The sequence below is a fragment of the Ensifer sp. GW821-FHT05G01 genome (assembly GCF_059419585.1).
Genome location: NZ_JBWKSC010000003.1, coordinates 351313 through 372972, shown reverse-complemented (window position 1 = coordinate 372972; position 21660 = coordinate 351313). Strand labels below are relative to the sequence as shown.

The 21660-nt window shown below is 62.5% G+C and carries 17 protein-coding genes and 1 riboswitch; of the genes, 9 read left to right on the top strand and 8 right to left on the bottom strand.

Going from position 1 to position 21660, the window contains the following annotated elements:
- Nucleotides 1-5: 5 nt before the first annotated feature.
- From AC07UR_RS10520 to AC07UR_RS10505, 4 genes are all read right to left on the bottom strand, one after another.
- A complete protein-coding gene (locus AC07UR_RS10520) occupies nt 6-1052 on the bottom strand; it encodes a quaternary amine ABC transporter ATP-binding protein (RefSeq protein WP_209791387.1) in 1047 nt (348 codons plus the stop codon).
- Nucleotides 1045-1956: an ABC transporter permease gene (locus AC07UR_RS10515; protein WP_173420282.1), complete on the bottom strand. Its 912-nt coding sequence runs from the start codon at nt 1954-1956 to the stop codon at nt 1045-1047. The genes AC07UR_RS10520 and AC07UR_RS10515 overlap by 8 nt, the downstream gene beginning before the upstream one ends.
- A 274-nt stretch (nt 1957-2230) precedes the next feature.
- The gene (locus AC07UR_RS10510) at nt 2231-3229 is read right to left on the bottom strand and encodes an ABC transporter substrate-binding protein (RefSeq protein WP_173420281.1); all 999 of its coding nucleotides are present in this window, start codon (nt 3227-3229) and stop codon (nt 2231-2233) included.
- Between the two features lie 869 nt (nt 3230-4098).
- Nucleotides 4099-4242 (bottom strand): hypothetical protein, encoded by a 144-nt coding sequence (locus AC07UR_RS10505; RefSeq protein WP_107027614.1) that lies wholly within the window; start codon nt 4240-4242, stop codon nt 4099-4101.
- A gap of 250 nt (nt 4243-4492) precedes the next feature.
- Here AC07UR_RS10505 and AC07UR_RS10500 point away from each other — a divergent pair, with 250 nt between their 5' ends.
- Together AC07UR_RS10500 and AC07UR_RS10495 are read left to right on the top strand one after the other, a co-directional pair.
- Complete coding sequence (locus tag AC07UR_RS10500) at nt 4493-5950, top strand: cobyric acid synthase (RefSeq protein ID WP_173421032.1); 1458 nt, start codon at nt 4493-4495, stop codon at nt 5948-5950.
- Between the two features lie 113 nt (nt 5951-6063).
- Nucleotides 6064-6594 carry a dihydrofolate reductase family protein gene (locus AC07UR_RS10495; RefSeq protein ID WP_209791386.1) on the top strand — a complete coding sequence of 177 codons (531 nt, stop codon included), beginning with the start codon at nt 6064-6066 and terminating at the stop codon, nt 6592-6594.
- Between the two features lie 184 nt (nt 6595-6778).
- Here AC07UR_RS10495 and AC07UR_RS10490 read toward each other — a convergent pair whose 3' ends face one another.
- Nucleotides 6779-9007: an adenylate/guanylate cyclase domain-containing protein gene (locus tag AC07UR_RS10490; protein WP_209791385.1), complete on the bottom strand. Its 2229-nt coding sequence runs from the start codon at nt 9005-9007 to the stop codon at nt 6779-6781.
- Between the two features lie 212 nt (nt 9008-9219).
- Nucleotides 9220-9387: riboswitch (cobalamin riboswitch) on the top strand.
- Nucleotides 9388-9760: 373 nt separating this feature from the next.
- Between AC07UR_RS10490 and cobU the strand changes: the two genes are divergently transcribed.
- The 6 genes from cobU to AC07UR_RS10460 all read left to right on the top strand — a co-directional run bounded on the left by cobU (nt 9761) and on the right by AC07UR_RS10460 (nt 17933).
- Nucleotides 9761-10285, top strand: a complete 525-nt coding sequence (gene cobU, locus AC07UR_RS10485; protein ID WP_209791384.1) for a bifunctional adenosylcobinamide kinase/adenosylcobinamide-phosphate guanylyltransferase — start codon at nt 9761-9763, stop codon at nt 10283-10285.
- Between the two features lie 3 nt (nt 10286-10288).
- Nucleotides 10289-11353 carry a cobalamin biosynthesis protein CobW gene (cobW, locus tag AC07UR_RS10480; protein WP_173420277.1) on the top strand — a complete coding sequence of 355 codons (1065 nt, stop codon included), beginning with the start codon at nt 10289-10291 and terminating at the stop codon, nt 11351-11353.
- Nucleotides 11354-11423: 70 nt separating this feature from the next.
- Nucleotides 11424-15200 carry a cobaltochelatase subunit CobN gene (gene cobN / locus AC07UR_RS10475; protein WP_209791383.1) on the top strand — a complete coding sequence of 1259 codons (3777 nt, stop codon included), beginning with the start codon at nt 11424-11426 and terminating at the stop codon, nt 15198-15200.
- A gap of 120 nt (nt 15201-15320) precedes the next feature.
- Nucleotides 15321-15965, top strand: coding sequence for a cob(I)yrinic acid a,c-diamide adenosyltransferase (gene cobO, locus AC07UR_RS10470; RefSeq protein WP_112815655.1), 645 nt, complete (start codon nt 15321-15323; stop codon nt 15963-15965).
- A complete protein-coding gene (locus tag AC07UR_RS10465; RefSeq protein WP_173420275.1) occupies nt 15965-16390 on the top strand; it encodes an EamA family transporter in 426 nt (141 codons plus the stop codon). Before cobO ends, AC07UR_RS10465 begins: the two co-directional genes overlap by 1 nt.
- A 100-nt stretch (nt 16391-16490) precedes the next feature.
- The gene (locus AC07UR_RS10460) at nt 16491-17933 is read left to right on the top strand and encodes a hypothetical protein (protein WP_209791382.1); all 1443 of its coding nucleotides are present in this window, start codon (nt 16491-16493) and stop codon (nt 17931-17933) included.
- Between the two features lie 14 nt (nt 17934-17947).
- Here the strand turns inward: AC07UR_RS10460 and AC07UR_RS10455 are convergent, their stop codons facing one another.
- Nucleotides 17948-18541: a methyltransferase family protein gene (locus tag AC07UR_RS10455; RefSeq protein ID WP_209791381.1), complete on the bottom strand. Its 594-nt coding sequence runs from the start codon at nt 18539-18541 to the stop codon at nt 17948-17950.
- Between the two features lie 288 nt (nt 18542-18829).
- Nucleotides 18830-19006 carry a hypothetical protein gene (locus AC07UR_RS10450; RefSeq protein WP_209791380.1) on the bottom strand — a complete coding sequence of 59 codons (177 nt, stop codon included), beginning with the start codon at nt 19004-19006 and terminating at the stop codon, nt 18830-18832.
- A gap of 142 nt (nt 19007-19148) precedes the next feature.
- Between AC07UR_RS10450 and AC07UR_RS10445 the strand changes: the two genes are divergently transcribed.
- Nucleotides 19149-19484 carry a hypothetical protein gene (locus tag AC07UR_RS10445; RefSeq protein ID WP_209791379.1) on the top strand — a complete coding sequence of 112 codons (336 nt, stop codon included), beginning with the start codon at nt 19149-19151 and terminating at the stop codon, nt 19482-19484.
- 580 nt (nt 19485-20064) lie between these two features.
- Here AC07UR_RS10445 and AC07UR_RS10440 read toward each other — a convergent pair.
- Nucleotides 20065-21363: a lipoprotein-releasing ABC transporter permease subunit gene (locus AC07UR_RS10440; RefSeq protein ID WP_209791378.1), complete on the bottom strand. Its 1299-nt coding sequence runs from the start codon at nt 21361-21363 to the stop codon at nt 20065-20067.
- Nucleotides 21364-21660: the final 297 nt, after the last annotated feature.

Sequence of the window (21660 nt, the reverse complement as noted above, 5' to 3'; positions counted from 1 at the left end):
GTGCCTCAAGCGGCTCTCTTGTCCTCGTGGCTGGTGGGCGTCACCATCGCCGAAATGATCGTCGGCAGGTCGAGTGCGCCGACCGGGCGGCCGTTCTCGTCGACGACATGGGCTGCGTTGACGTGGGCACCGGTCATGGCGCGCGCTGCCGATTCCAGCACCATGCCCATTGCCAGCGGCAGGCCCTCCGGATTGCCCGTAAGCGGCCGCATGATCGTCTCGACATTGATGACGCGTCCGCGGTTCACTTCCTTGACGAAGGCGGTGATGTAGTCGTCGGCGGGTGAGAGCACGATCTGCTGGCCGGTTCCCTGCTGCACCACGCGGCCGTCGCGCAGGATGGCGATCTTGTCGCCGAGCCGGAGCGCCTCGTCGAGGTCGTGGGTGATGAAGACGACCGTTTTCTTAAGCTCCTTCTGCAGGTCGAGAAGCACCGTCTGCATGTCGACGCGGATGAGCGGATCGAGCGCCGAATAGGCTTCGTCCATCAGGAGAATGTCGGCGTCGTTGGTCAGCGCCCGGGCGAGGCCCACGCGCTGCTGCATGCCACCGGACAGCTGGTTCGGATAATGGTTTTCGAAGCCCTGGAGACCGACGCGCTCGATCCAGCCGCGCGCGCGCTTTTCGCTTTCCGCCTTGCCGACGCCCTGGATCTCGAGACCATAGACGGTGTTGTCGAGAACGGTGCGGTGCGGCAGCAGCGCGAACTTCTGGAACACCATCGCCGTCTTGTGGCGGCGGAATTCGCGCAGGTCGTTGTCGCTCATCTTGCAGACGTCGACGCCGTCATAGAGCACTTCGCCCGCAGTCGGGTCGATCAGCCGGTTGATGTGGCGGATCAGCGTCGACTTGCCGGAGCCCGAAAGCCCCATGACCACCATCACGCCGCCGGCCGGCATCGAGATGTTGATGTCCTGCAGGCCGAGAACGTGGCCGTGTTTCTCGTTGAGTTCCGCCTTGCCCAGGCCCCGCTTGACCGCATCGACATAGTCGCCGCCATTGGGGCCGAAGATCTTGTAGAGGTTCTTCACCTCGATCGCGTGACTAGCCATGGATAACCTCCGAATGCTTCTGCAGCCGCCTGCCGAAGGCCTGGCTGGTACGGTCGAAAATGATGGCGATACCGACAAGGGCGAAGCCGTTGAGGAAACCGACGGTGAAAAACTGGTTGGCGATCGCCTGCAGCACGTTCTTGCCGAGGCCACCGACGCCGATCATCGACGCGACGACGACCATCGCCAGCGACATCATGATGGTCTGGTTGATGCCGGCCATGATCGTGGGCAGCGCCAGCGGCATCTGCACGTTCTTCAGCTTCTGCCAGGCGGACGAGCCGAAGGCGTCGGCGGCTTCCAGCACTTCCTGGTCGACAAGACGAATGCCGAGATTGGTGAGCCGGATCATCGGCGGTACAGCGTAGATGACGACGGCGATCAGGCCCGGAACCTTGCCGATGCCGAAAATCATCACAACCGGGATGAGGTAGACGAAGCTCGGCATCGTCTGCATCACGTCGAGCACAGGATTGACGATCGCCTGCACCCGGTCGGAGCGGGCCATCAGAATGCCGATCGGAATGCCGATCAGGATCGAGATCAGCGTACAGACGGTGACCATCGCCAGCGTGATCATCGTGTCGTTCCACAGGCCGACCAGGCCGATAGCGATCATCGACAGCGCCGTTCCGATGGTGATGTTGATGTTGCGGCTGCCGTAATAGACCACAGCTACCATGACGATCAGCACGAGGATCCAGGGCGACGCCACGAACGCGCCTTCGAGGTAGTTCAAAAACCATTGTAGCGGCTGCACGACCGTATCGATGGCGTCGCCATAGGAGCGAACGAACCCTTTGAAACCATCGTCGATGGTTTTGCGGGCGAGCCGGATCGTTCCGTCGTCAATGGCAGGGAACTTGCAAAGCAACGCTGGCAAGACACTGCAGATGGATGCCATATTTTTCCCCTTCTTGGCCGGAAGTCTTATGACGCCGACTGCGTCAGTGGACCGGTCGTTGCCGATCCTTGCGCAGACTTAACGGGTGACCTCTTCGGGTCCCGGCGTGAGGAATGTGACAGCGGAACGTGACGCCCGCTTACCTGAATGCGACGCGAACGGCTCCCGTTCGTCGTCGGGAGCATCGAGCGCCATGCAGTCTGCCTTTCCCGAAGGCGAAGGCGCAGATACAGGCGACCGCATTTCACGCGGGCGCCTGCAACATCAGCTGAAATCAGAGCGCAGCCTTTACCTTTTCGGCAACGTCGGGTGCGACCCACTGGGTCCACATATCAGGGAACTCTTCGAGGAAGTGCTTTGCAGCATCCTCGTTCGTGCCCTGGTTCTCGTCCATCCAGGCAAGAACCTTGTTGACCGTGCCGTTGTCCCACTTGCGTGCCTTGACGTAATCCATGGCAACGCCCGCCTTGTCGGCGAAGGACTTGGTCACGACCGTGAAGACGTCGGAGACCGGGTAGGAATTGACCTTCGGGCTCGGGCAATCTGGAACGGCCGAGCAGGCGTCCCATTCCTTCTTGTCGTGATCGACGCCGAAGGAGAGGCGGGTCATCTCGTACTTGCCGAGAATGGCGGTCGGTGCCCAGTAATATCCGAGCCAGCCGGTCTTCTTGGCGAAGGCGTTGGCGATCGAACCGTCGAGACCGGCGGCCGAGCCGGTGTCGACCAGCTGGAACCCGAGCTTTTCAGCATCGATTGCCTTAAAGAGGTTGGCGGTCGAGACCTGGCAGTTCCAGCCCGACGGGCAATTGTGCACGGCGGCCTTCGAGGCGTCTTCCGGCGCCGGGAAAAGCTCGGGATGTTTCAGTGCGTCCTGCACGGTCTTGATGTCGGGGTTGGCATCGGCGAGGAATTTCGGGATCCACCAGCCTTCGACGCCGCCTTCGCTCAGGATCTTGGCAGCTTCGATCAGCCGGCCTTCCTTGATCGCCGCGTCGAGCGGCGTGCGAACGGCGTTGACCCACAGTTCCGGCGCCATATCCGGCTGGGCCTTTTCGTTCATGGAGGCGAAGGTCGGCATCGTGTCGCCGGTGACCAGCGTTACGGTGCAACCGTAGCCGTTTTCGAGGATGAACTTGTCCACGTGAGCGGCGACGCCCGCAGACGCCCAGTTCATCTCGGCAATGCTGACTTCTCCGCATTCCGCGGCTTGCGCGGAACCCGCCAAGGCATACAGGCCGGCGGCGAGGATGGTGGAAGCGAGGAGTTTCTTCATGTTGCAAGACCTCCCAGTCTTTAACTGCAGCCAACGATCAAACGGGCATCGTGGGGACGCCCTCGCATCCCGTTCACCCGAACCAAATGAGCAGCCTGGGGTTCGGCAAAAGACAAGCCAAGGGTAGCCCCCGCTGCGACGGTCATGGGAATTTTTGTGTCCTTGCCGCGGAACCCTGTCGCCGGCCGGATTTCCTCTATACCGATCTGCAAGCCTAAGTATTCTCGTTGGGAAATCAACCTCTTGAATCGGAAAACGGCCGGGTCCGCGTGCCCGCGGCGTCTGTCTGCGACATGATCGAAGAGGAATTTTTTGGCTTCAGGGCGCCCAAATTTAAGCATTTGCGACAATTAGTGCCGCAAAATATAGCGGTCGCCGCGATGCCCATTTTTGATCTGTTGCAATCAGGACTTTTCCTGTCGCGAATGCGTCACCGGTATTTTCTGCCGATGTCGCGAAAAAAGTTCAAAAAAGGCCGCGATTCATCTTTCGTTAAATCCTCAATAACCATCCGGTAACGATGTCCGGCTAATTGTTGTTGCGCGGCGGGAAACGGCCGCCGGCCCGGATCAAGGTAGTGCGTCCCGGGTGTGAAGCGAGCCTTCGGTGTGTATTGCCGGAGTGACCAGCGTTTTTTGGAAGCCGCATCCCTCGAAGGAGGTTGATGCGGTTTTCGCGTTTTCGGGCATGTCGCGCAAAAGTGCGTCGCGGTTTTGTGAGATCGACATGCACAAACCGGGAGCCTCGGGTTTCCCGGTCATTCGGCCAAAAAAAACCGTCTCCACAGGGGAGACGGCTGGAGGAGAAGGCGTTAGCTGCTGGAGTGCAAAGCCATTGCCAAAAGCGCGCCCGATCAACGGGCCGCAAAGTCAACCGACGTTGGACGTGCGGATAAACCCAAGTGGTCCAAAGGGAGCATCGAGCACGACGTTGCGAACGCGCGACTGGCTGACGGGTGCCTTGGAGTTCCAGGCAATCTGAACGAAATTCGGTTTGCTGAAGATGTACAGCATGGACATGGACCTTGAGAGGCCGGACGTGTTGTTATCCGGGTGTGTTTCGGTGGCGCTGATATAGGCTCGCGCCGCGCGAAATTGAATACCAAACTCGTCACAGGATGTCGCATTTACGCTAGTTTCGGAGAGAAACTCGACAAGCTTGATAAGCGACCGAAACAGACTGTTATCGACGCGCCGCAAATGCGGCGAAATCGTGTCAAAGCAGGCCTTTGCCGATGGTCAATTCGGTGTTACCGGTGGCGCCATGACACGCAAGATCATGCTTCAGGGAACCGGCTCGGATGTCGGAAAATCGGTATTGGTGGCGGGCCTCTGCAGGCTCGCCTCCAATCGCGGGTTGAAGGTCATGCCGTTCAAACCGCAGAATATGTCGAACAATGCAGCAGTGTCCGATGACGGCGGCGAAATCGGCCGGGCGCAATGGCTGCAGGCGCTGGCGGCGCGCGTGCCTTCGTCGGTGCACATGAACCCGGTGCTGTTGAAGCCGCAGTCGGATGTCGGCAGCCAGATCGTCGTGCAGGGCAAGGTCGCGGGGCAGGCGAAGGGCCGGGAGTATCAGGCGCTGAAGCCGAAGTTGCTTGGCGCGGTGATGGAAAGCTTCGAGCAGATTTCAGCCGGCGCCGATCTCGTCGTGGTCGAGGGAGCGGGCTCGCCTGCCGAAATCAATCTGAGGGCCGGCGACATCGCCAATATGGGATTTGCGACGCGCGCCGACGTGCCGGTCGTGCTGGTCGGGGATATCGACCGTGGCGGCGTCATCGCCTCGTTGGTCGGCACCCATGCGATCCTGCCTGACGAGGACCGGCGCATGGTGAGCGGTTATCTGATCAACAAGTTTCGCGGCGACGTCACGCTGTTCGACGATGGCATCGCCGCTGTCGGCCGCTACACCGGCTGGCCCTGTTTCGGCGTCGTGCCGTGGCTGAAGGCGGCCGGGCGGCTGCCCGCCGAGGATTCGGTGGTTCTTGAAAGGCTGGCACGTGGCGGGGGGCGGGCGCTCAAGATCGCCGTTCCTGTGTTGTCGCGGATTGCCAACTTCGACGATCTCGATCCGCTCGCTGCCGAGCCGGAGGTCGATCTCGTGTTCGTCAGGCCGGGAAGCCCCATTCCGGCCGATGCCGGGCTGGTCGTTATTCCCGGCTCGAAATCGACGATCAGCGACCTCAAGGATTTCAGGGCCGAGGGGTGGGACCAGGATCTCAAGCGCCACGTGCGACGCGGCGGCCGCGTGATCGGCATCTGTGGCGGCTACCAGATGCTGGGTGCGCGCGTCACCGATCCGCTCGGCATAGAGGGCAGCGACCGCGAGGTCGCCGGGCTCGGGCTGCTCGACGTCGAAACTGAGATGGCGCCGGAAAAGACGCTCCGCAACAGCCGCGCCTGGTCGCTGGAACACGACGTTGCGCTGGAAGGCTACGAGATCCATCTCGGCCGGACGACAGGCGCAGACTGCGACCGCCCATCGGTGCGCATCGACAGCCGCCCGGACGGTGCGCTGTCTGCCGACGGCCGGGTGATGGGCACCTACCTGCACGGCCTGTTTGCGAGCGACGCCTATCGCGCGGCGCTTCTGAAGAGTTTCGGCATCGAAGGTGGAGCGACCAACTATCGCCAGTCGGTCGATGCGGCGCTCGACGATGTCGCCGGCGAGCTTGAAGCCGTGCTCGACGGGCGTTGGCTGGATGGGCTTCTGGGGCGGTAGCGGTTGTTTCTTCGTTCGTCGCTCCGACAAGGCGGCGCACCGTTTATGCCCAACCTCACTTTTGCGTCCTGTCGCCTCACGCTATTCTGACCACCCCGCGGGAGGTTTACAGCATGGCGAAGCTTGTGTTTGGAATGAACCAGTCCCTGGACGGCTATGTCGATTACCAGGGGTTCGCGCCTGGCCCCGTGCTCTTTCGGCACTGGATAGACCACGTGCGTGGCCTGACCGGCAGCGTTTACGGTCGCCGCATGTACGAGATCATGCGCTACTGGGACGAAGACCATCCTGAGTGGGACACGGAGCGGCAGGCATTCGCGGCGGCGTGGCGGCGCCAGCCGAAGTGGGTCGTGTCGCGCTCACTGAAGTCTGTCGGCCCCAACGCCACGCTTGTCGAAGGTGACATTGAGGCGGTGATCGGTGGCCTGAAAGCCCGGCTCACTGGAGAGATTGCCGTCTCCGGACCGGATCTGGCGCGAAGCCTGACCGAACTCGGCCTTATCGATGAGTATCGGCTCTACTTCCACCCGGTCGTGCTTGGCAGCGGCACGCCATTCTTCGCGGGCCCGCGGCCGCCTCTGCGCCTCGTTTCCACCGATCACGTTGGCGAAGACGTGATGAGGTTGACATATATTCCTGCTTGATCGCTGCGTTTCGACAGATGGACTGCGCCGTTTGGGGCCCGATATGGCCGCCAACAATCATCCGCAGGCGCTTGCGATCGATCTGGCTTCGGTCAACGGGCGATGGCAGTGCGTGTCCTGAAGTTTGGCACGCCGGCAAATGCGCAGGGATGCCACAAGGGGCACTTGTGTCGATATTGAGCTGCTAGGGGACCTGCGAGAACGTGAAGGCCCTGTCGCCGTGATACCATATGAACTCGTTTTCCTTGGCGCGAAGTCCTCCGGGATTTCGCAGCACTGTCCCGCACAGGTTCGTTGTCTTGAGCCACAGGAAGCAAACCTCGTCCCGGTCAAATTTGACCTCGACGTTCGTCATGCGACCGGCGCCGATGGAGGCCCAGTCTCCCGTCAGAGTGGCCATGCCCGCGATCGAAATCACAGCCTCGTGTTCCTCGCCCGAATCCAGCATGCGTCCATGCAGCCGATGCCCGAGGAGAAGTGAGCGGGCTTCGTCGGCTTCCAGTCTGTTGGCGGCGATGAAGTCGGTGTTCATCAAGGTCTCGGGCAGGCCCGCCAGCCGCAGTCCCCGATAGAAGCGCGCGCTGTCCTCCTGCGTTGCCAGGTCCAGCGGCGGGCTGGTTGCGATGCTGGCCGCAGTGCCGCCGCGTGCAAGGCGAAGCCCGTTGAAACGGGTTATGGCCGCCTCCGCTTCCGCGCGGCGACCGAGGTGCCCGGAAGCGGAGGCAAGAAGAAGGAATGAGCCGTCATCCTGAGGGTTGAGTTCGATGCTGCGCTTCGTTGCTGCCGCTGCCGCCTCGAAATCCTCGAGGCCGAATTGCGTCAGTCCAAGGACGTAGATGAAGAAGGACGGAGAATGCGGATCGAGGCGCATGGCCGTGCGGATGTAGGGCAGGGCCTCCGCCGGACGGCCGACGGAGGTCAGCACGAGGGCCGTCAGCGCGTAGCTCCAGGAGTCGCCCGGTTCAAGCGCGATCGCTTCCTTGAGTGCGGCCAGCGCGTCGGCATATTGCCAGTCCGCTTCGGACAGGAGAGCGGACGCCTGATAGGCGAGCGCTGTCTTGTGCTTCTGGGCGATCCGCAGATATTGCGTCGCCTTGGCTCTCGCTTCGGTCCGCGAGATGCCCAGCTGATAATGCCAGCGCCACATGCAGATGCGCGCGTAGACCATGGCCGCGGCGGCGTAGGCGCGCCCATAGGCGGGATCGAGCGCAATCGCCTGCTCGAAATAGGGCACTGCCTTTGCAAAGTCCTCCGGGGTGGTGCGTCGGTGATGCTCCCAGCCGCGCAGGAACGCGTCGAAGGCCGCGGGCACCATCGTTTCCTTGCGCCCGGAGGCCATCTGCTGGTCCGGGTCCAGCCGAAGTGCCAGCGCGTCGGCAATGCCCCGCATCACTTCGTCCTGCAGCGCAAAGACATCGGACAGTGAACCGTCGAACTTTCCGGCCCAGACGTGGCCGCCGCTGAGACTATCGACGAGCTGGGCATTGATCCGCAGTTGCTCTCCGGCACGCTGCACACTGCCTTCAAGCACGTATCTGACGCCGAGTTCTTTGGACACCTGCCTGGGTGTCACCGCCTTGTTCTTGTAGGTGAAGGTCGAGTTGCGCGCGATCACGAACAGGCCGGAGACCTGGGCGAGCTCGGTGACGAGCCCATCGGTCATGCCATCGGCGAAATACTCCTGCCTCGGATCGTCGCTCACATTGGCAAACGGAAGCACCGCGATCGACGGTTTGTCTGGAACACTCAGGTTCGATAGTCGGACTTGGGGCGTTTCCACGGGTGGCTCCCACGGCTGCCACCAGGCGACGCCGCTCGCCGCCACAAGCACGACCGCGGATGTAGCAAGTGCCGGCCAGCGCGTCATGCGGCGCGTTGCGGCTTTCGCGCTGCCCGCGTGGGCTTCGTTCAGCGCCAGGCGATAAGCCCGAACCGGCTTTTCGATATGCTTCAGGCGTTGTTCGCCGATAGAGACGAAACGGACATCGAGGTGTTTCTCGACCTGATCGTAGGCGGTGCCGGAAATGACGATCCCACCCGGTTCAGCGAGGCTCTGCAGGCGCTCGGCAATGATCACGCCATCGCCTTGAATGTCGTCGCCTTCAACGATGACATCGCCAAGATTGATGCCGATGCGAAATTCCAGCCGCCCCTCTTCGGAGCCGCGGCTATCGGATTTCGCGCGCTGAACCTCCACCGCGCAACGGACCGCTTCGACGACACTGTGGAACTCGACCAGCAACCCGTCGCCCATGGTCTTGATCAGCCGTCCACGGTGCGCGGCGATCCGTTGTTCGAACAGGTCGTGCAGATCGGCCTGAAATCGCGCGCATGTACCCTCCTCGTCGGCTTGGGTGAGCAGTCCATAGCCGGAAACGTCGGCAATCATCACGGCGGCGAGCCTGCGTTCCATTTGCCTACCGGATCAACGAAGCCTCTTGTTGGGCTAGTTTATCGCATTATCTGCAATCGCTAAAATGAAGTTCGCCGCCGTGGTGCAGCGCTTATGCCGTGTGACGACGACTTGCGGCCCCGGGGTACTTCGCGTTCGGCAAATCGTCGCGCGACGCAATTCGGCCGGGGAGGTGTCGCACGCGTCGATTGACTTTGCACCGCCCGCTTCCTAATCATCTGACGTTGGATGGTTTCCCCGGATCGTGGCGATGCGGGGGAATAATTGGGAATGTGACGGATGGACCCAAATCGGGCATCCTTATCGCAGCCGACCCCGCGACTGTAGAACGGTCAGGGTTCGCCATCGGGCTGAAGACCGGCTACCTCTGGATTGCATGGGCAATCGAAGGCGGTTCGGAGTTCAGCCGGAAAAGCCACTGGCGTGGCTTCGTGATCAGCCGGGTTGGACGCCTCTTCTTCTACGAATCGTCCGCCTTTCACGAAACATAAAAACGCCGGGAAGGTGAGGCGGGCCGTTCGGGCCCTTGCGTTGTTTTTCGTGTCACCACGCGAAGCGATGTTTTGGGCTCGTGACGCCGTGAGCCAGGAGACCTGCCGTCCGACAGGGGCATTCCGCCCGAAGGGAAGCCCGCTTCCCACGCCATCACGGAGGTTGTCTTGGCTTATCGACCATTTTCCGAACGCGCCTTTGGCGCGGTGAGATGCTGTTGCCGCTCGAACTCGCGACCGAGCACGTGAGGCCGCAACGCACATGAGCTATTCCCATGCCGGGCCGGTTCTGGTCCTCGGCGGTGCCCGTTCCGGCAAATCCGGCTTTTCCGAAAGGCTCGTCGAAGCCTCCGGGCTCTCCATGCACTATGTCGCAACCGGCCGGGCCTGGGACGACGAGATGCGCGAGCGCATCGACCATCACAAAGAAAGGCGCGGCGAAGGCTGGACGACGCATGAGGAGCCGCTCGATCTCGTCTCGCTGCTGACACGCATCGACGACGAAAAGCGCGTGGTGCTCGTCGACTGCCTGACGCTGTGGGTCACCAACCTGATGATGGAAGGACGCGACATGGCGGCGGAGTTCGCTGCCCTTGCCGCCTTTCTGCCCGAGGCGCGGGCGCGCCTGATCCTTGTGTCCAACGAAGTCGGCCTCGGCATCGTGCCCGAGAACCGCATGGCCCGCGACTTCCGCGACCATGCCGGCCGGCTTCACCAGATCGTTGCGGAGAAATCCGCGGAAGTTTACTTTGTCGCGGCCGGATTGCCGCTGAAAATGAAGGGTTGATCCATGACCACTGCGAGAGCCAACCAGGGCAAGATCCCGGCGACCGTCATCACCGGCTTCCTCGGTGCCGGCAAGACGACGATGATCCGCAACCTGCTGCAGAATGCCGACGGCAAGCGCATCGCGCTGATCATCAACGAGTTCGGCGATCTCGGCGTCGACGGCGACGTCCTGAAGGGCTGCGGCGCGGAAGCCTGCTCGGAAGACGACATCATCGAGCTCACCAATGGCTGCATCTGCTGCACGGTTGCCGATGATTTCATCCCGACCATGACAAAGCTGCTCGAGCGCGAAAACCGTCCTGACCACATCATCATCGAAACGTCGGGTCTGGCGCTGCCGCAGCCGCTGATCGCCGCCTTCAACTGGCCGGATATCCGCAGCGAAGTGACTGTCGACGGCGTCGTCACTGTGGTCGATAGCGCTGCCGTTGCCGCTGGCCGTTTTGCCGACGACCACGACAAGGTCGATGCGCTGCGCGTCGAGGACGACAATCTCGACCACGAAAGCCCGATCGAGGAACTGTTCGAGGACCAATTGACGGCTGCCGACCTGATCGTGCTCAACAAGACAGACCTGATCGACGCGTCCGGCCTGAAGGCCGTGCGCGACGAGGTGGCTTCGCGCACCAGCCGCAAGCCAACGATGATCGAAGCCAAGAACGGCGAAGTGGCGGCAGCCATCCTGCTCGGCCTCGGCGTCGGCACGGAAAGCGATATCGCCAACCGCAAGTCTCACCACGAGATGGAGCATGAAGCCGGCGAGGAGCACTCTCACGACGAGTTCGACAGCTTCGTCGTCGAGCTTGGCGCAATTGCCGATCCGGCCGCCTTCATCGACAGCCTCAAGGGCGTGATCGCAGAGCACGACGTGCTGCGCCTCAAGGGCTTTGCCGATGTGCCCGGCAAGCCGATGCGCCTCTTGATCCAGGCTGTCGGCGCCCGCATCGACCAGTATTACGACCGCGCCTGGGCTGCCGGCGAGAAGCGCGGAACGCGCCTCGTCGTCATCGGCCTGCACGACATGGACGAAGCAGCCGTGCGCGCTGCCATCACCGCGCTCGCCTGACGCCTTGAAGCAACGCCGTTCCAGGAAGATCGTTTCGAACCTTCCTGGAACGGCTTGAACGGATAGAACAATGCATCTGCTTCTCGCCCAGAAAGGAACGATCGCCGACGGCAACGAAGCGATCGATCTGGGGCAAACGCCGGCCGACGTGCTTTTCCTGTCGGCCGCCGACACCGAGCTTTCCTCAATCGCCGCAGCCCATGGCCGGCGCGGCGAGGGAGCGAGCCTGCGCATCGCCAGCCTGATGAACCTGATGCACCCGATGTCGGTCGACACTTACGTCGAGCGCACGGCGCGGCATGCCAGGCTCATCGTGGTCCGGCCGCTCGGTGGCGCCAGCTACTTCCGTTACGTGCTGGAAGCATTGCATGCCGCCGCCGTCACCCACCGCTTCCAGATCGCGGTGCTGCCCGGCGACGACAAGCCGGATCCGGGGCTCGAGCCGTTTTCGACCGTTGCAGCCGACGACCGTCAGCGTCTCTGGGCCTATTTCACCGAGGGCGGCGCCGACAATGCAGGTCTGTTTCTCGATTATGCCGAGGCGCTGATCTCTGGCGCCGAGAAGCCGCAGCCGGCAAAGCCGCTCTTGAAGGCTGGTATCTGGTGGCCGGGGGCGGGCGTCATCGGCGTCAGCGAATGGCAGACCCGTGTCCGGGAAAGGACGGTCGCCGGGGAGGGATTCGAACCCCCGACCATCGGGATCTGCTTCTATCGCGCCCTGGTGCAGAGCGGCGAGACGCGGCCCGTTGAAGCGCTGATCGAGGCGCTTGCCGCTGAGGGCATGCGCGTGCTGCCGCTGTTCGTCTCCAGTCTCAAGGATGCCGTTTCGGTCGGCACGCTGCAATCGATTTTTTCCGAGGCCGCTCCTGACGTGGTGATGAACGCCACCGGCTTTGCCGTCTCGTCCCCTGGCGCCGACCGGCAGCCGACCGTGCTGGAATCGACCGGCGCGCCGGTGCTGCAGGTGATCTTCTCGGGGTCGTCGCGGGCGCAATGGGCAACCTCGCCGCAGGGGCTGATGGCGCGCGATCTTGCCATGAACGTCGCCTTGCCCGAGGTCGATGGCCGCATCCTCGCGCGCGCCGTCTCCTTCAAGGCGGCCTCGATCTATGATCCCAAGGTGGAAGCCAATATCGTGGGGCATGAGCCGCTTGCCGACCGGGTGCGGTTTGCCGCACGGCTCGCGGTCAACTGGGCAAGGCTTCGCCGCGCCAAGCCGGCTGAACGCCGCATCGCCATCATCATGGCCAACTACCCCAACCGCGACGGCAGGCTCGGTAACGGCGTCGGGCTCGATACGCCGGCCGGCACCGTCGAAGTGCTGCGCGCCATGGCGAGCGAGGGCTATCCCGTGTCCGGCGTGCCGGAGGATGGCGACGCGCTGATCCGCTATCTCATGGCCGGGCCGACCAATGCGGCGAGCCGCGACCGCGAAATCCGTGAAGTCATTTCACTGAGGGATTACAACGCGTTCTTTGATTCGCTTCCGAAACAGATTCAGGATGAAGTCTGCGGTCGCTGGGGCGCGCCGGAAAACGATCCCTTCTTCCTCGATGGCGCCTTCGCGCTGCCGCTCGCCCGCTTCGGTGACGTTGTCGTCGGCATCCAGCCGGCGCGCGGCTACAACATCGATCCGAAGGAAAGCTACCACTCGCCGGACCTGGTGCCGCCGCATGGCTATCTCGCCTTCTATGCCCACCTGCGCAACCAGTTCGGAGCGCAGGCGATCGTCCACATGGGCAAACACGGCAATCTCGAATGGCTGCCGGGCAAGGCCTTGGCGCTGTCGGAGACCTGTTATCCCGAGGCGATCTTCGGGCCGCTGCCGCATGTCTACCCCTTCATCGTCAACGACCCCGGCGAGGGTACCCAGGCCAAGCGCCGCACCAGCGCCGTCATTATCGATCATCTGACGCCGCCTTTGACGCGGGCGGAATCCTACGGGCCGCTCAAGGACCTCGAGGCGCTTGTCGACGAATACTATGACGCAGCCGGCGGCGATCCGCGACGGCTGAGGCTTTTGAGCCGTCAGATCCTCGACCTCGTGCGCGATATCGGCCTCGACCACGACGCCGGCATCGACAAGGGCGACAGCGACGACAAGGCGCTGGAAAAGCTCGACGCCTATCTCTGCGACCTCAAGGAGATGCAGATCCGCGACGGCCTGCACATTTTTGGCGTGGCGCCGGAGGGGAGGCTCCTGACCGATCTGACAGTGGCGCTGGCCCGCGTGCCGCGCGGCCTCGGCGAAGGCCCCGACCAGAGCCTGCAGCGCGCGATCGCGGCGGATGCAGGCCTCGGCTTCGACCCGCTCGATTGCGTGATGTCTGAACCTTGGGACGGATTGCGGCCGGATATCCTTGCCGAGGTTTCCGACCAGCCCTGGCGCACGGCCGGCGATACGGTCGAACGCATCGAGCTGTTGGCGGCGGCGTTCGTCTGCGGCGAGACGCGGGCGCCAGAGGAGTGGTCCGCCACCAGCGCCGTACTCGGCGAGATCGAGGCGCGGCTGAAACCGTCGATCGTCAATTCCGGCGCTGCCGAGATGGCCGGTTTCCTGACCGGCCTCGATGGACGCTTTGTGGCGCCCGGACCATCCGGCGCGCCGACGCGAGGGCGGCCCGACGTTCTGCCGACCGGGCGCAATTTTTACTCCGTCGACAGCCGCTCGGTGCCGACGCCGGCGGCTTACGAACTCGGCAAGAAATCCGCCGAACTGCTCATCCGGCGCTACCTGCAGGATCATGGCGAATGGCCGTCCTCCTTCGGCCTGACGGCCTGGGGCACGGCCAACATGCGCACCGGCGGCGACGACATCGCCCAGGCCTTAGCGCTGATCGGCACCAAGCCCACCTGGGACATGATCTCGCGCCGGGTGATGGGCTACGAGATCGTGCCGCTTGCGGTGCTCGGGCGGCCGCGCGTCGACGTGACGCTCAGGATTTCCGGCTTCTTCCGCGATGCCTTCCCGGACCAGATCGCGCTGTTCGACAAGGCGATCCGCGCCGTCGGTGCGCTGGAGGAGGACGATGCCGACAACATGATCGCCGCGCGCATGCGCGCCGAGACGCAGCGGCTGGAGGCATCGGGCGTCGAGGCGGCGGAGGCTGCGCGCCGCGCCTCCTATCGGATCTTCGGTGCCAAGCCCGGAGCTTACGGCGCCGGCCTGCAGGCGCTGATCGACGAAAGGGGCTGGGACAAACGGGCCGATCTCGCCGGTGCCTATCTCACCTGGGGCGCCTATGCCTATGGCGCCGGCGAGGAGGGCAAGGCGGAACGCGATCTCTTCGAGGAGCGGCTGCGCACGATCGAGGCGGTGGTCCAGAACCAGGACAACCGCGAGCATGATCTGCTCGACAGTGACGACTACTATCAGTTCGAAGGCGGCATGAGCCTTGCCGCCGAGCATCTGAGCGGTACGAAGCCGGCGATCTACCACAACGACCATTCCCGGCCGGAAAAGCCGGTGATCCGTTCGCTGGAAGAAGAGATCGGCCGCGTGGTCAGGGCCCGCGTCGTCAATCCCAAATGGATCGATGGCGTCATGCGCCACGGCTACAAGGGCGCCTTCGAGATCGCCGCAACGGTCGACTACATGTTCGCCTTCGCCGCGACGACGGGGGCGGTGCGCGACCATCATTTTGAGGCGGCCTACCAGGCGTTCATCGTCGATGAGCGGGTGTCAAACTTCCTGCGCGACAAGAACCCGGCGGCACTCGCCGAGCTTTCCGAGCGGCTGCTGGAGGCAATCGACCGCAACCTTTGGACCCCCCGCTCGAATTCGGCGCGGTTTGAATTGAGCGGCCGGACGACGGCTGCCGTGCGGCTTCGCGCCGGAAACGAATGAGCAAACTCAGGGAGCCGCGAAGCGGTTTTCCGTGCGGAGTTGCGCAAGTGCAAGGAATAGGATCGCGGACGGCGTTACGCCCGCATCCTCTGTAGAAGCTGAGTGATCCAGGAGAACGTCATGAGCGAAGATGTGGTGAGCACGGGTGAGGGCGTCGCCGAGAAGGACGACGCGCGTCACGCGATGAAGATGGCAAAGAAGAAGACCGCCCGCGAAAAGATCATGGCGACGAAGACCGACGAGAAGGGTCTCATCATCGTCAACACCGGCAAGGGCAAGGGCAAGTCTACCGCCGGCTTCGGCATGATCTTCCGCCACATCGCCCATGGCATGCCCTGCGCCGTCGTGCAGTTCATCAAGGGTGCCTGGGAGACCGGCGAGCGCGACCTGATCGAGAAACATTTCGGCGATGTCTGCCAGTTCTACACGCTCGGCGAAGGCTTTACCTGGGAAACACAGGACCGCGCCCGCGACGTGGCGATGGCGGAAAAGGCCTGGGAGAAGGCCAAGGAACTGATCCGCGACGAGCGCAACTCGATGGTGCTGCTCGACGAAATCAACATCGCACTGCGCTACGATTACATCGACGTGGCCGAAGTCGTGCGCTTCCTGAAGGAAGAAAAGCCGCACATGACCCACGTGGTCCTGACCGGCCGCAACGCCAAGGAAGATCTGATCGAGGCGGCCGATCTGGTGACGGAAATGGAGCTGATCAAGCATCCCTTCCGCTCCGGCATCAAGGCCCAGAAGGGCGTCGAATTCTGATGAGCCAGAGCTGGCAGTTCTGGGCGCTGCTGTCGGCGGCCTTTGCGGCGCTGACGGCAGTGTTTGCCAAGGTCGGGGTTGCGCAGATCAACTCCGACTTCGCCACGCTCATCAGAACGGTCATCATCCTTTTCGTGCTCGCCGGCATCGTTGCTGCAACAGGGCAATGGCAGAAGCCCTCGGAAATCCCGGGGCGCACCTGGCTGTTCCTGGCGTTGTCGGGCCTTGCCACCGGCGCCTCGTGGCTCGCCTATTTCCGGGCGCTCAAGCTCGGCGATGCCGCGCGGGTGGCGCCGATCGACAAGCTCTCGATCGTCATGGTCGCCATCTTCGGCGTCTTGTTTCTCGGCGAGAAGCTCAACCTGATCAACTGGCTCGGCGTCGCCTTCATCGCTGCGGGGGCGCTGTTGCTGGCGGTGTTTTGAGCTTGGTACCACGCGCCGCTCGCAAATTTGTTCCCTGAATGTTCGCCTCAGTCAAGCCGTAATCCTGATACACGAAATGGTTGCGGCAAGCGGGGGCGACATGCAGGTTGATGACGATTGGCGCAGGCGCCTTGAAAGGGACTATCTTACCTTTGCAGCCTGGACGACGGCAGCGCTGGTGGCATTCTGTGCTGCTGTCTACTACGTCGCGATATCGACCGCGCGCTACCCTACGGAGTTTCTTGCTCCTTTGCTGAGTACTTTCCCGGCGATGATTGCGGCGCGGCTGACGATCGCGCTCAGTCGATATGTCCGCAGCGCGTGGCAGCTGCTGGCGCTTTCGTTAGCGTGTGGTTTCACCGCTGTTGCCGGCCTGATCGGGGTCTACGTTCTGACCATGTGTTTCGCGAGCTGGGACCCGGGTGGATTTGCCGTACCTTATCCGGTGCTCACTGACATTTTTTTGGAGTCCCGCTTCCAGGTGATCGCTGGAGTGGGTGCGCTCATGGCTGCTGCGAGCTTGGCGCTATGGCTCCTGCGCGAGGGGCTGGACCAAAAACGCAATAGAGCCGTTGGCGAACCGGGGGCAACGACCGCTTCGAGGCTCACTCCAGTTTCGCCTGGCGAGCGCGCCCTCGTTTGCAATCGCCAGCTGCGGGCGGAGGAGCGCTATTTCTGGTTCTCCGTTCTCGCTGGGCCCGTGATCGTTATCGTCCCGCTGATGTTTCTTGAGATGCTCTTCAGTCCGGAAAGCGCCCTCGGTGCATCGAAACTGCTGTGGGCAGTGCTGCGATACTACTACGGTGGCGCTTACGCGGCGGCAATCAGCGCCACGCTGGTTCTTGCGCTCACACCCAATCGCTCACGCCGTTCGGCCTGGCTTTTCGCCTTTTTCGTCGGCTTGCACGTCGGCGCGATATTTACGCTTCTGTTTGACTACGCAGATGACACCGCCAGCAATCAGGCGTTTCTATTGCCTTTCGGTGGCCTTGTCGGTGCCCTGTCAGCTGCCATCTGCACCGCGATCTGGTTTCCCGGGCGCCGCGGCATCGGCGAGCAGGGTACGCTACAGGCCACTTCGGTGCGCGGATTGATGCGCGCCTTGCTGATCGCCGGCTTTGCTGCGCCGGCGGCAGCGGCGGTCTTTTACAGTCTTTTCGCCGCCGCCGCACCGATGCTTGGCATCGCGCCGCAGTGGTTCCTCGACAGCGCTATGCAGGTCGGCGCCGCCGAGACATGGCTCTTGAATTACCGGGTCTGGGCGGTCGTGGCATTGATGACAATGCTGCTCCATCACTTTCTCAAGAACAGAGCCGTCCGGTCGAGTGTTGCAGTGGTCACCCTCTCACTCTCGGCCTTTCTCGTCGGAGGTGGGATCGCTCATAGCCTGAATCAAGGCATCCTGTGGAAGGTCGTGCCGATTTCGGTGACCTCATTCCTCGTGCTTGACGTGTCCAGCGTTGTTGCCGGTCTTTCGGCCGTTTTCCTGATCCGCCGGGGCCAATCGTTCCGTTCGGCCGACGCTGAAGGCATCGCCGACTGAGGGCGGGATATCCGTCAGGCCCAGCGCCGGACCCGCCGGCAATAGACGCCATACGCCTCGCCGAAGGCGCGGGAGAGGTGCGTCTCCTCCATGCGGATCTGGTAGGAGATCGAGATCCAGGCGGAAAGCGCCAGCGCGACCGAGATGACGTTGGGAACGGCCAGCACCGTGCCGATCAGCGCCGTCACCATGCCGACATAGATCGGGTTGCGCGAGAACGCGTAGAGGCCGGAGGTGACGAGCGGCGCGTCCTGTTTTTCGGGGATGCCGATCTTCCAGGAATGCCGCATCGCCCATTGCGACAGCATCGTCAGCCCGCCGCCAAGCGCCATGAGGGCAAGACCGATTGCGGAGATGGACGGGGTGTCGAGCAGCGGGATCCGGCCGAGCGCGGCGTTGACTGCTTCGGGAAAGGCGGCAATTGCCAGCAGGTGAACCACCAGCACTGCCACGATCACGCGAAAGAGCTTCCCGGCAAAGCCTTCCGCGTCGTCGCCGTAGGTCAAGACCACGGGCGAGCGGCCGGATTGTCGACGGCGAAGGACCGCCAGCGCCAGCGTGAAAAGACCGACGACGAGCATCAGGATGGCGGGAAGGGTGGTGAACATCGGAACCTCTGAGCGCGCGAAATGACAATGCGGCGCTTGTGGTCAGGCGGCCTGTCTGATCTCCACCCACTCTCCGCGGCGCATTTCTCGCAGGTTGCAATCTCTAGTGACTAGAGGTTCAAGGGGCTGGCTCACTCGATTTTCATCTTGGTTACCAGATTTTCACCGGCGAATTGCCGGTGAAAGGCGACACCCGCGCGGCCTTGGCGATGACATCACCGCCTCCCGCCCGGCGGTAAAGTGCAGACATTCAGGGCGACCTCGGCCGCCCTTCTGCATGGCGCCGGACTAACGAAAGGTCCTGCCGCTCGAAGGCGTCGTCTGGCCCGAACGGTTTTTGCCCAATGCCAACTCAACTTGCTTGGCCTTCACCGATGCCCGCTTCTCGACGGACGTCGACGAGACGGCGGCAAAGGCGGAACTCGCCATCGCGAGGGATGCCACTACGGCGATCATGATCTTCATTGTTTATCTCCTGGATGCGTACCTCCCGCCTGTGTGCGGGAGATCTGGCCTAGGACGCTTGTCGAGCCGGCGACATACGGCAGGTGTCGTATTTCGACAGCGGCCGCGAGAGGTGGCCAGGCTTTCAGGCCGAGACTGCTGCGTGGTCGCCAAGGCTGAGTCCGAACTGACGGCACGCTTCCTCGACTATTCGAGGCGCGTCTTCGTCTGGAACATTGTCGGAAAGCCGGAACGGATCGGCAATTACACTGCGCAGACCAAGTGTCTCGACAAGGGCATAACGCGCCGCGTTGCGCTCCTTATCCTGCAGATCGCGGAAAATGGAGACAAGCTTGCCTGCGATCAGGCTATCGCGTCTTTTCTTCAGGTAATCGGATGCCACTTGTATGCCGGCAAGCCTGCTTCCGTAGAAGTCAGTATCATCATCGGCGAAAACAAACTTAACGATCAGGTCCCGGTACCAGACAACAAGGCCTAGATAGCGGCAAAGTGCTTTGAGCGCGAGATCACCGTAGACATCCTTCTCCTCGTTGCGGAGTTAGGTTTCGATCAACGGAGCATCAGTAGGGGCGCCGCAGTAGCCAACGATATAAAGGGCGTCTCCGATGTTGCCCGTTTGGGATCGTAGGATCTCCCGCGCGAATTCAACCTCGGCTTCAGAAACCGGTCCATCCGTAACGCCCTGGGCTCGGTCTCTAATGCTGTTGATTTCCATGCGACTGTTGCCGGGCTGATTGCTGCCGCATTCTGTCTCCCGAACCTCGTGTGAAATCAATCGCGATCACCCAATGACCATCGCCTATGCGCAGGGTAGTCGCCTTCATTTCAGACCCAGCTTTGCCTCTTGCTGAAATCATCGCCACGGGCGGGTGTCGTCGTGTACCTCTCGCGAGCCGCCTGTCCGCGGGGGCGCCAGCGTCACGTGGCATTTGCTGCTGAGCTCCAGCGCTGCCACGTATCGGACAGAAGGTTCGCTCAAACCGATATATCGCGAGAGCTGCGAGACACACGGCCTCGGTCATCACGCCGACCGAATGCGGGCGCTTTGGCTCGGTTTGTCACTCGTACCGCAGGGCCTCAACCGGATCGAGGCGCGAGGCGCGCCAGGCCGGGACGATCGTGGCGAGGAAGGAAAGGCTCAGCGCCATGACAATGACGAGGATCGTCTCATCAGCATTCATGTCCGCCGGAAGCTGGCTCAGGAAATAGAGTTCCGGGCTAAACAGCGTTGTCCCTGAAATCCAGGAGAAGAACTGGCGGATGGACTCGATGTTGAGGCAGACGACGACGCCAAGCAGCACGCCGGCAACGGTTCCCGCAGCACCGATCGCAGCCCCGGTCATGAAGAAGATGCGCATGACCGACCCGGATGTCGCCCCCATCGTGCGAAGGATGGCGATATCGCTTCCCTTGTCCTTCACCAGCATGATCAGGCCGGAAATGATGTTCAGCGCCGCGACCAGCACGATCAGCGTCAGGATCATGAACATCACGTTGCGCTGGACCTCGATCGTCGCGAAGAAGGTCTGGTTGCGGTCGCGCCAGTCGCTGATGAAGATCTGCCGCCCGGCGGCATCCTCGACCGGCTGGCGCATTTCGTCGACGGCGTCGGGGTGCTCGACGAAGATCTCGATGGATTGCGCAAGCCCTTCTGCGTTGAAGACCAGCTGCGCCTCTTCAAGCGGCATGAAGATGATGGTCGAATCGTATTCCCACATGCCGATCTCGTAGATCGCCGAAACGGTATAGGCTTTCACGAGCGGCAGCGTCACGTCGCCGGTGGCCGAAGTGAGTGTAATGGAGCCGCCCACCTGGATGCCGAGTTTTTCTGCCATGCGCGAACCGATCGCGACACCGGTGCCTGAGGCAAAGCCGACGAGGTCGCCGGACTTGATCTGCTCGGAGACCGACTTCATCTTGCCGAGGTCATCGGCGCGGATGCCGCGCACGAGAGCGCCGGTCGAGCTGTCGCCCACACCCTGCGCCAGCACCTGCCCCTCGATGAGCGGGATCGCCATCGTCACGCCCTTCACGCCGGAAAAACGCGTGGCAAGATCGGCATAGTTGTTGAGCGGACCATCGATCGGCTGAATGATCATGTGACCGTTGATGCCGAGGATGCGCGAGATGAGTTCGGTGCGAAAGCCGTTCATCACCGCCATGACGATGATCAGCGTCGCAACGCCGAGCATGATGCCGATGAAGGAGAAGCCGGCGATCACCGAAATGAAGGCTTCCTTGCGCCGCGAGCGCAGATAGCGCCAGGCGACCATGCGCTCGAAGGCGGAAAAGGGGCGGCTGGCGGACTTTGCGGACTGGCCAGCGGCCCGAACCTGATCTTCCGTCACGGCGGTCATCCTGGCTTCCCGGTCGCGTTACATCGTCGTGCGAGACTTCACCCTTAGCAATCGAAGATTGCCTGACGATGATCTCAACCGGCAAGCCCATCAGATCGGCGGACGCGGCGAACACCGGGCGCTGGCGTCCCACGATGCCAGAAGGAAGAAGCCGGACATCGGCCCGGTTACACGAAATCTCCATGAGTGCCCTGAGGTGAGGCGCGAGGCTGCGACGTCTTCGCTGGCTGCCGCTTGACCATCGTCAGCGACAGCAAGACCGGTCTCCGCGCTCTGTCAAACCACGCCAAAGCCGCT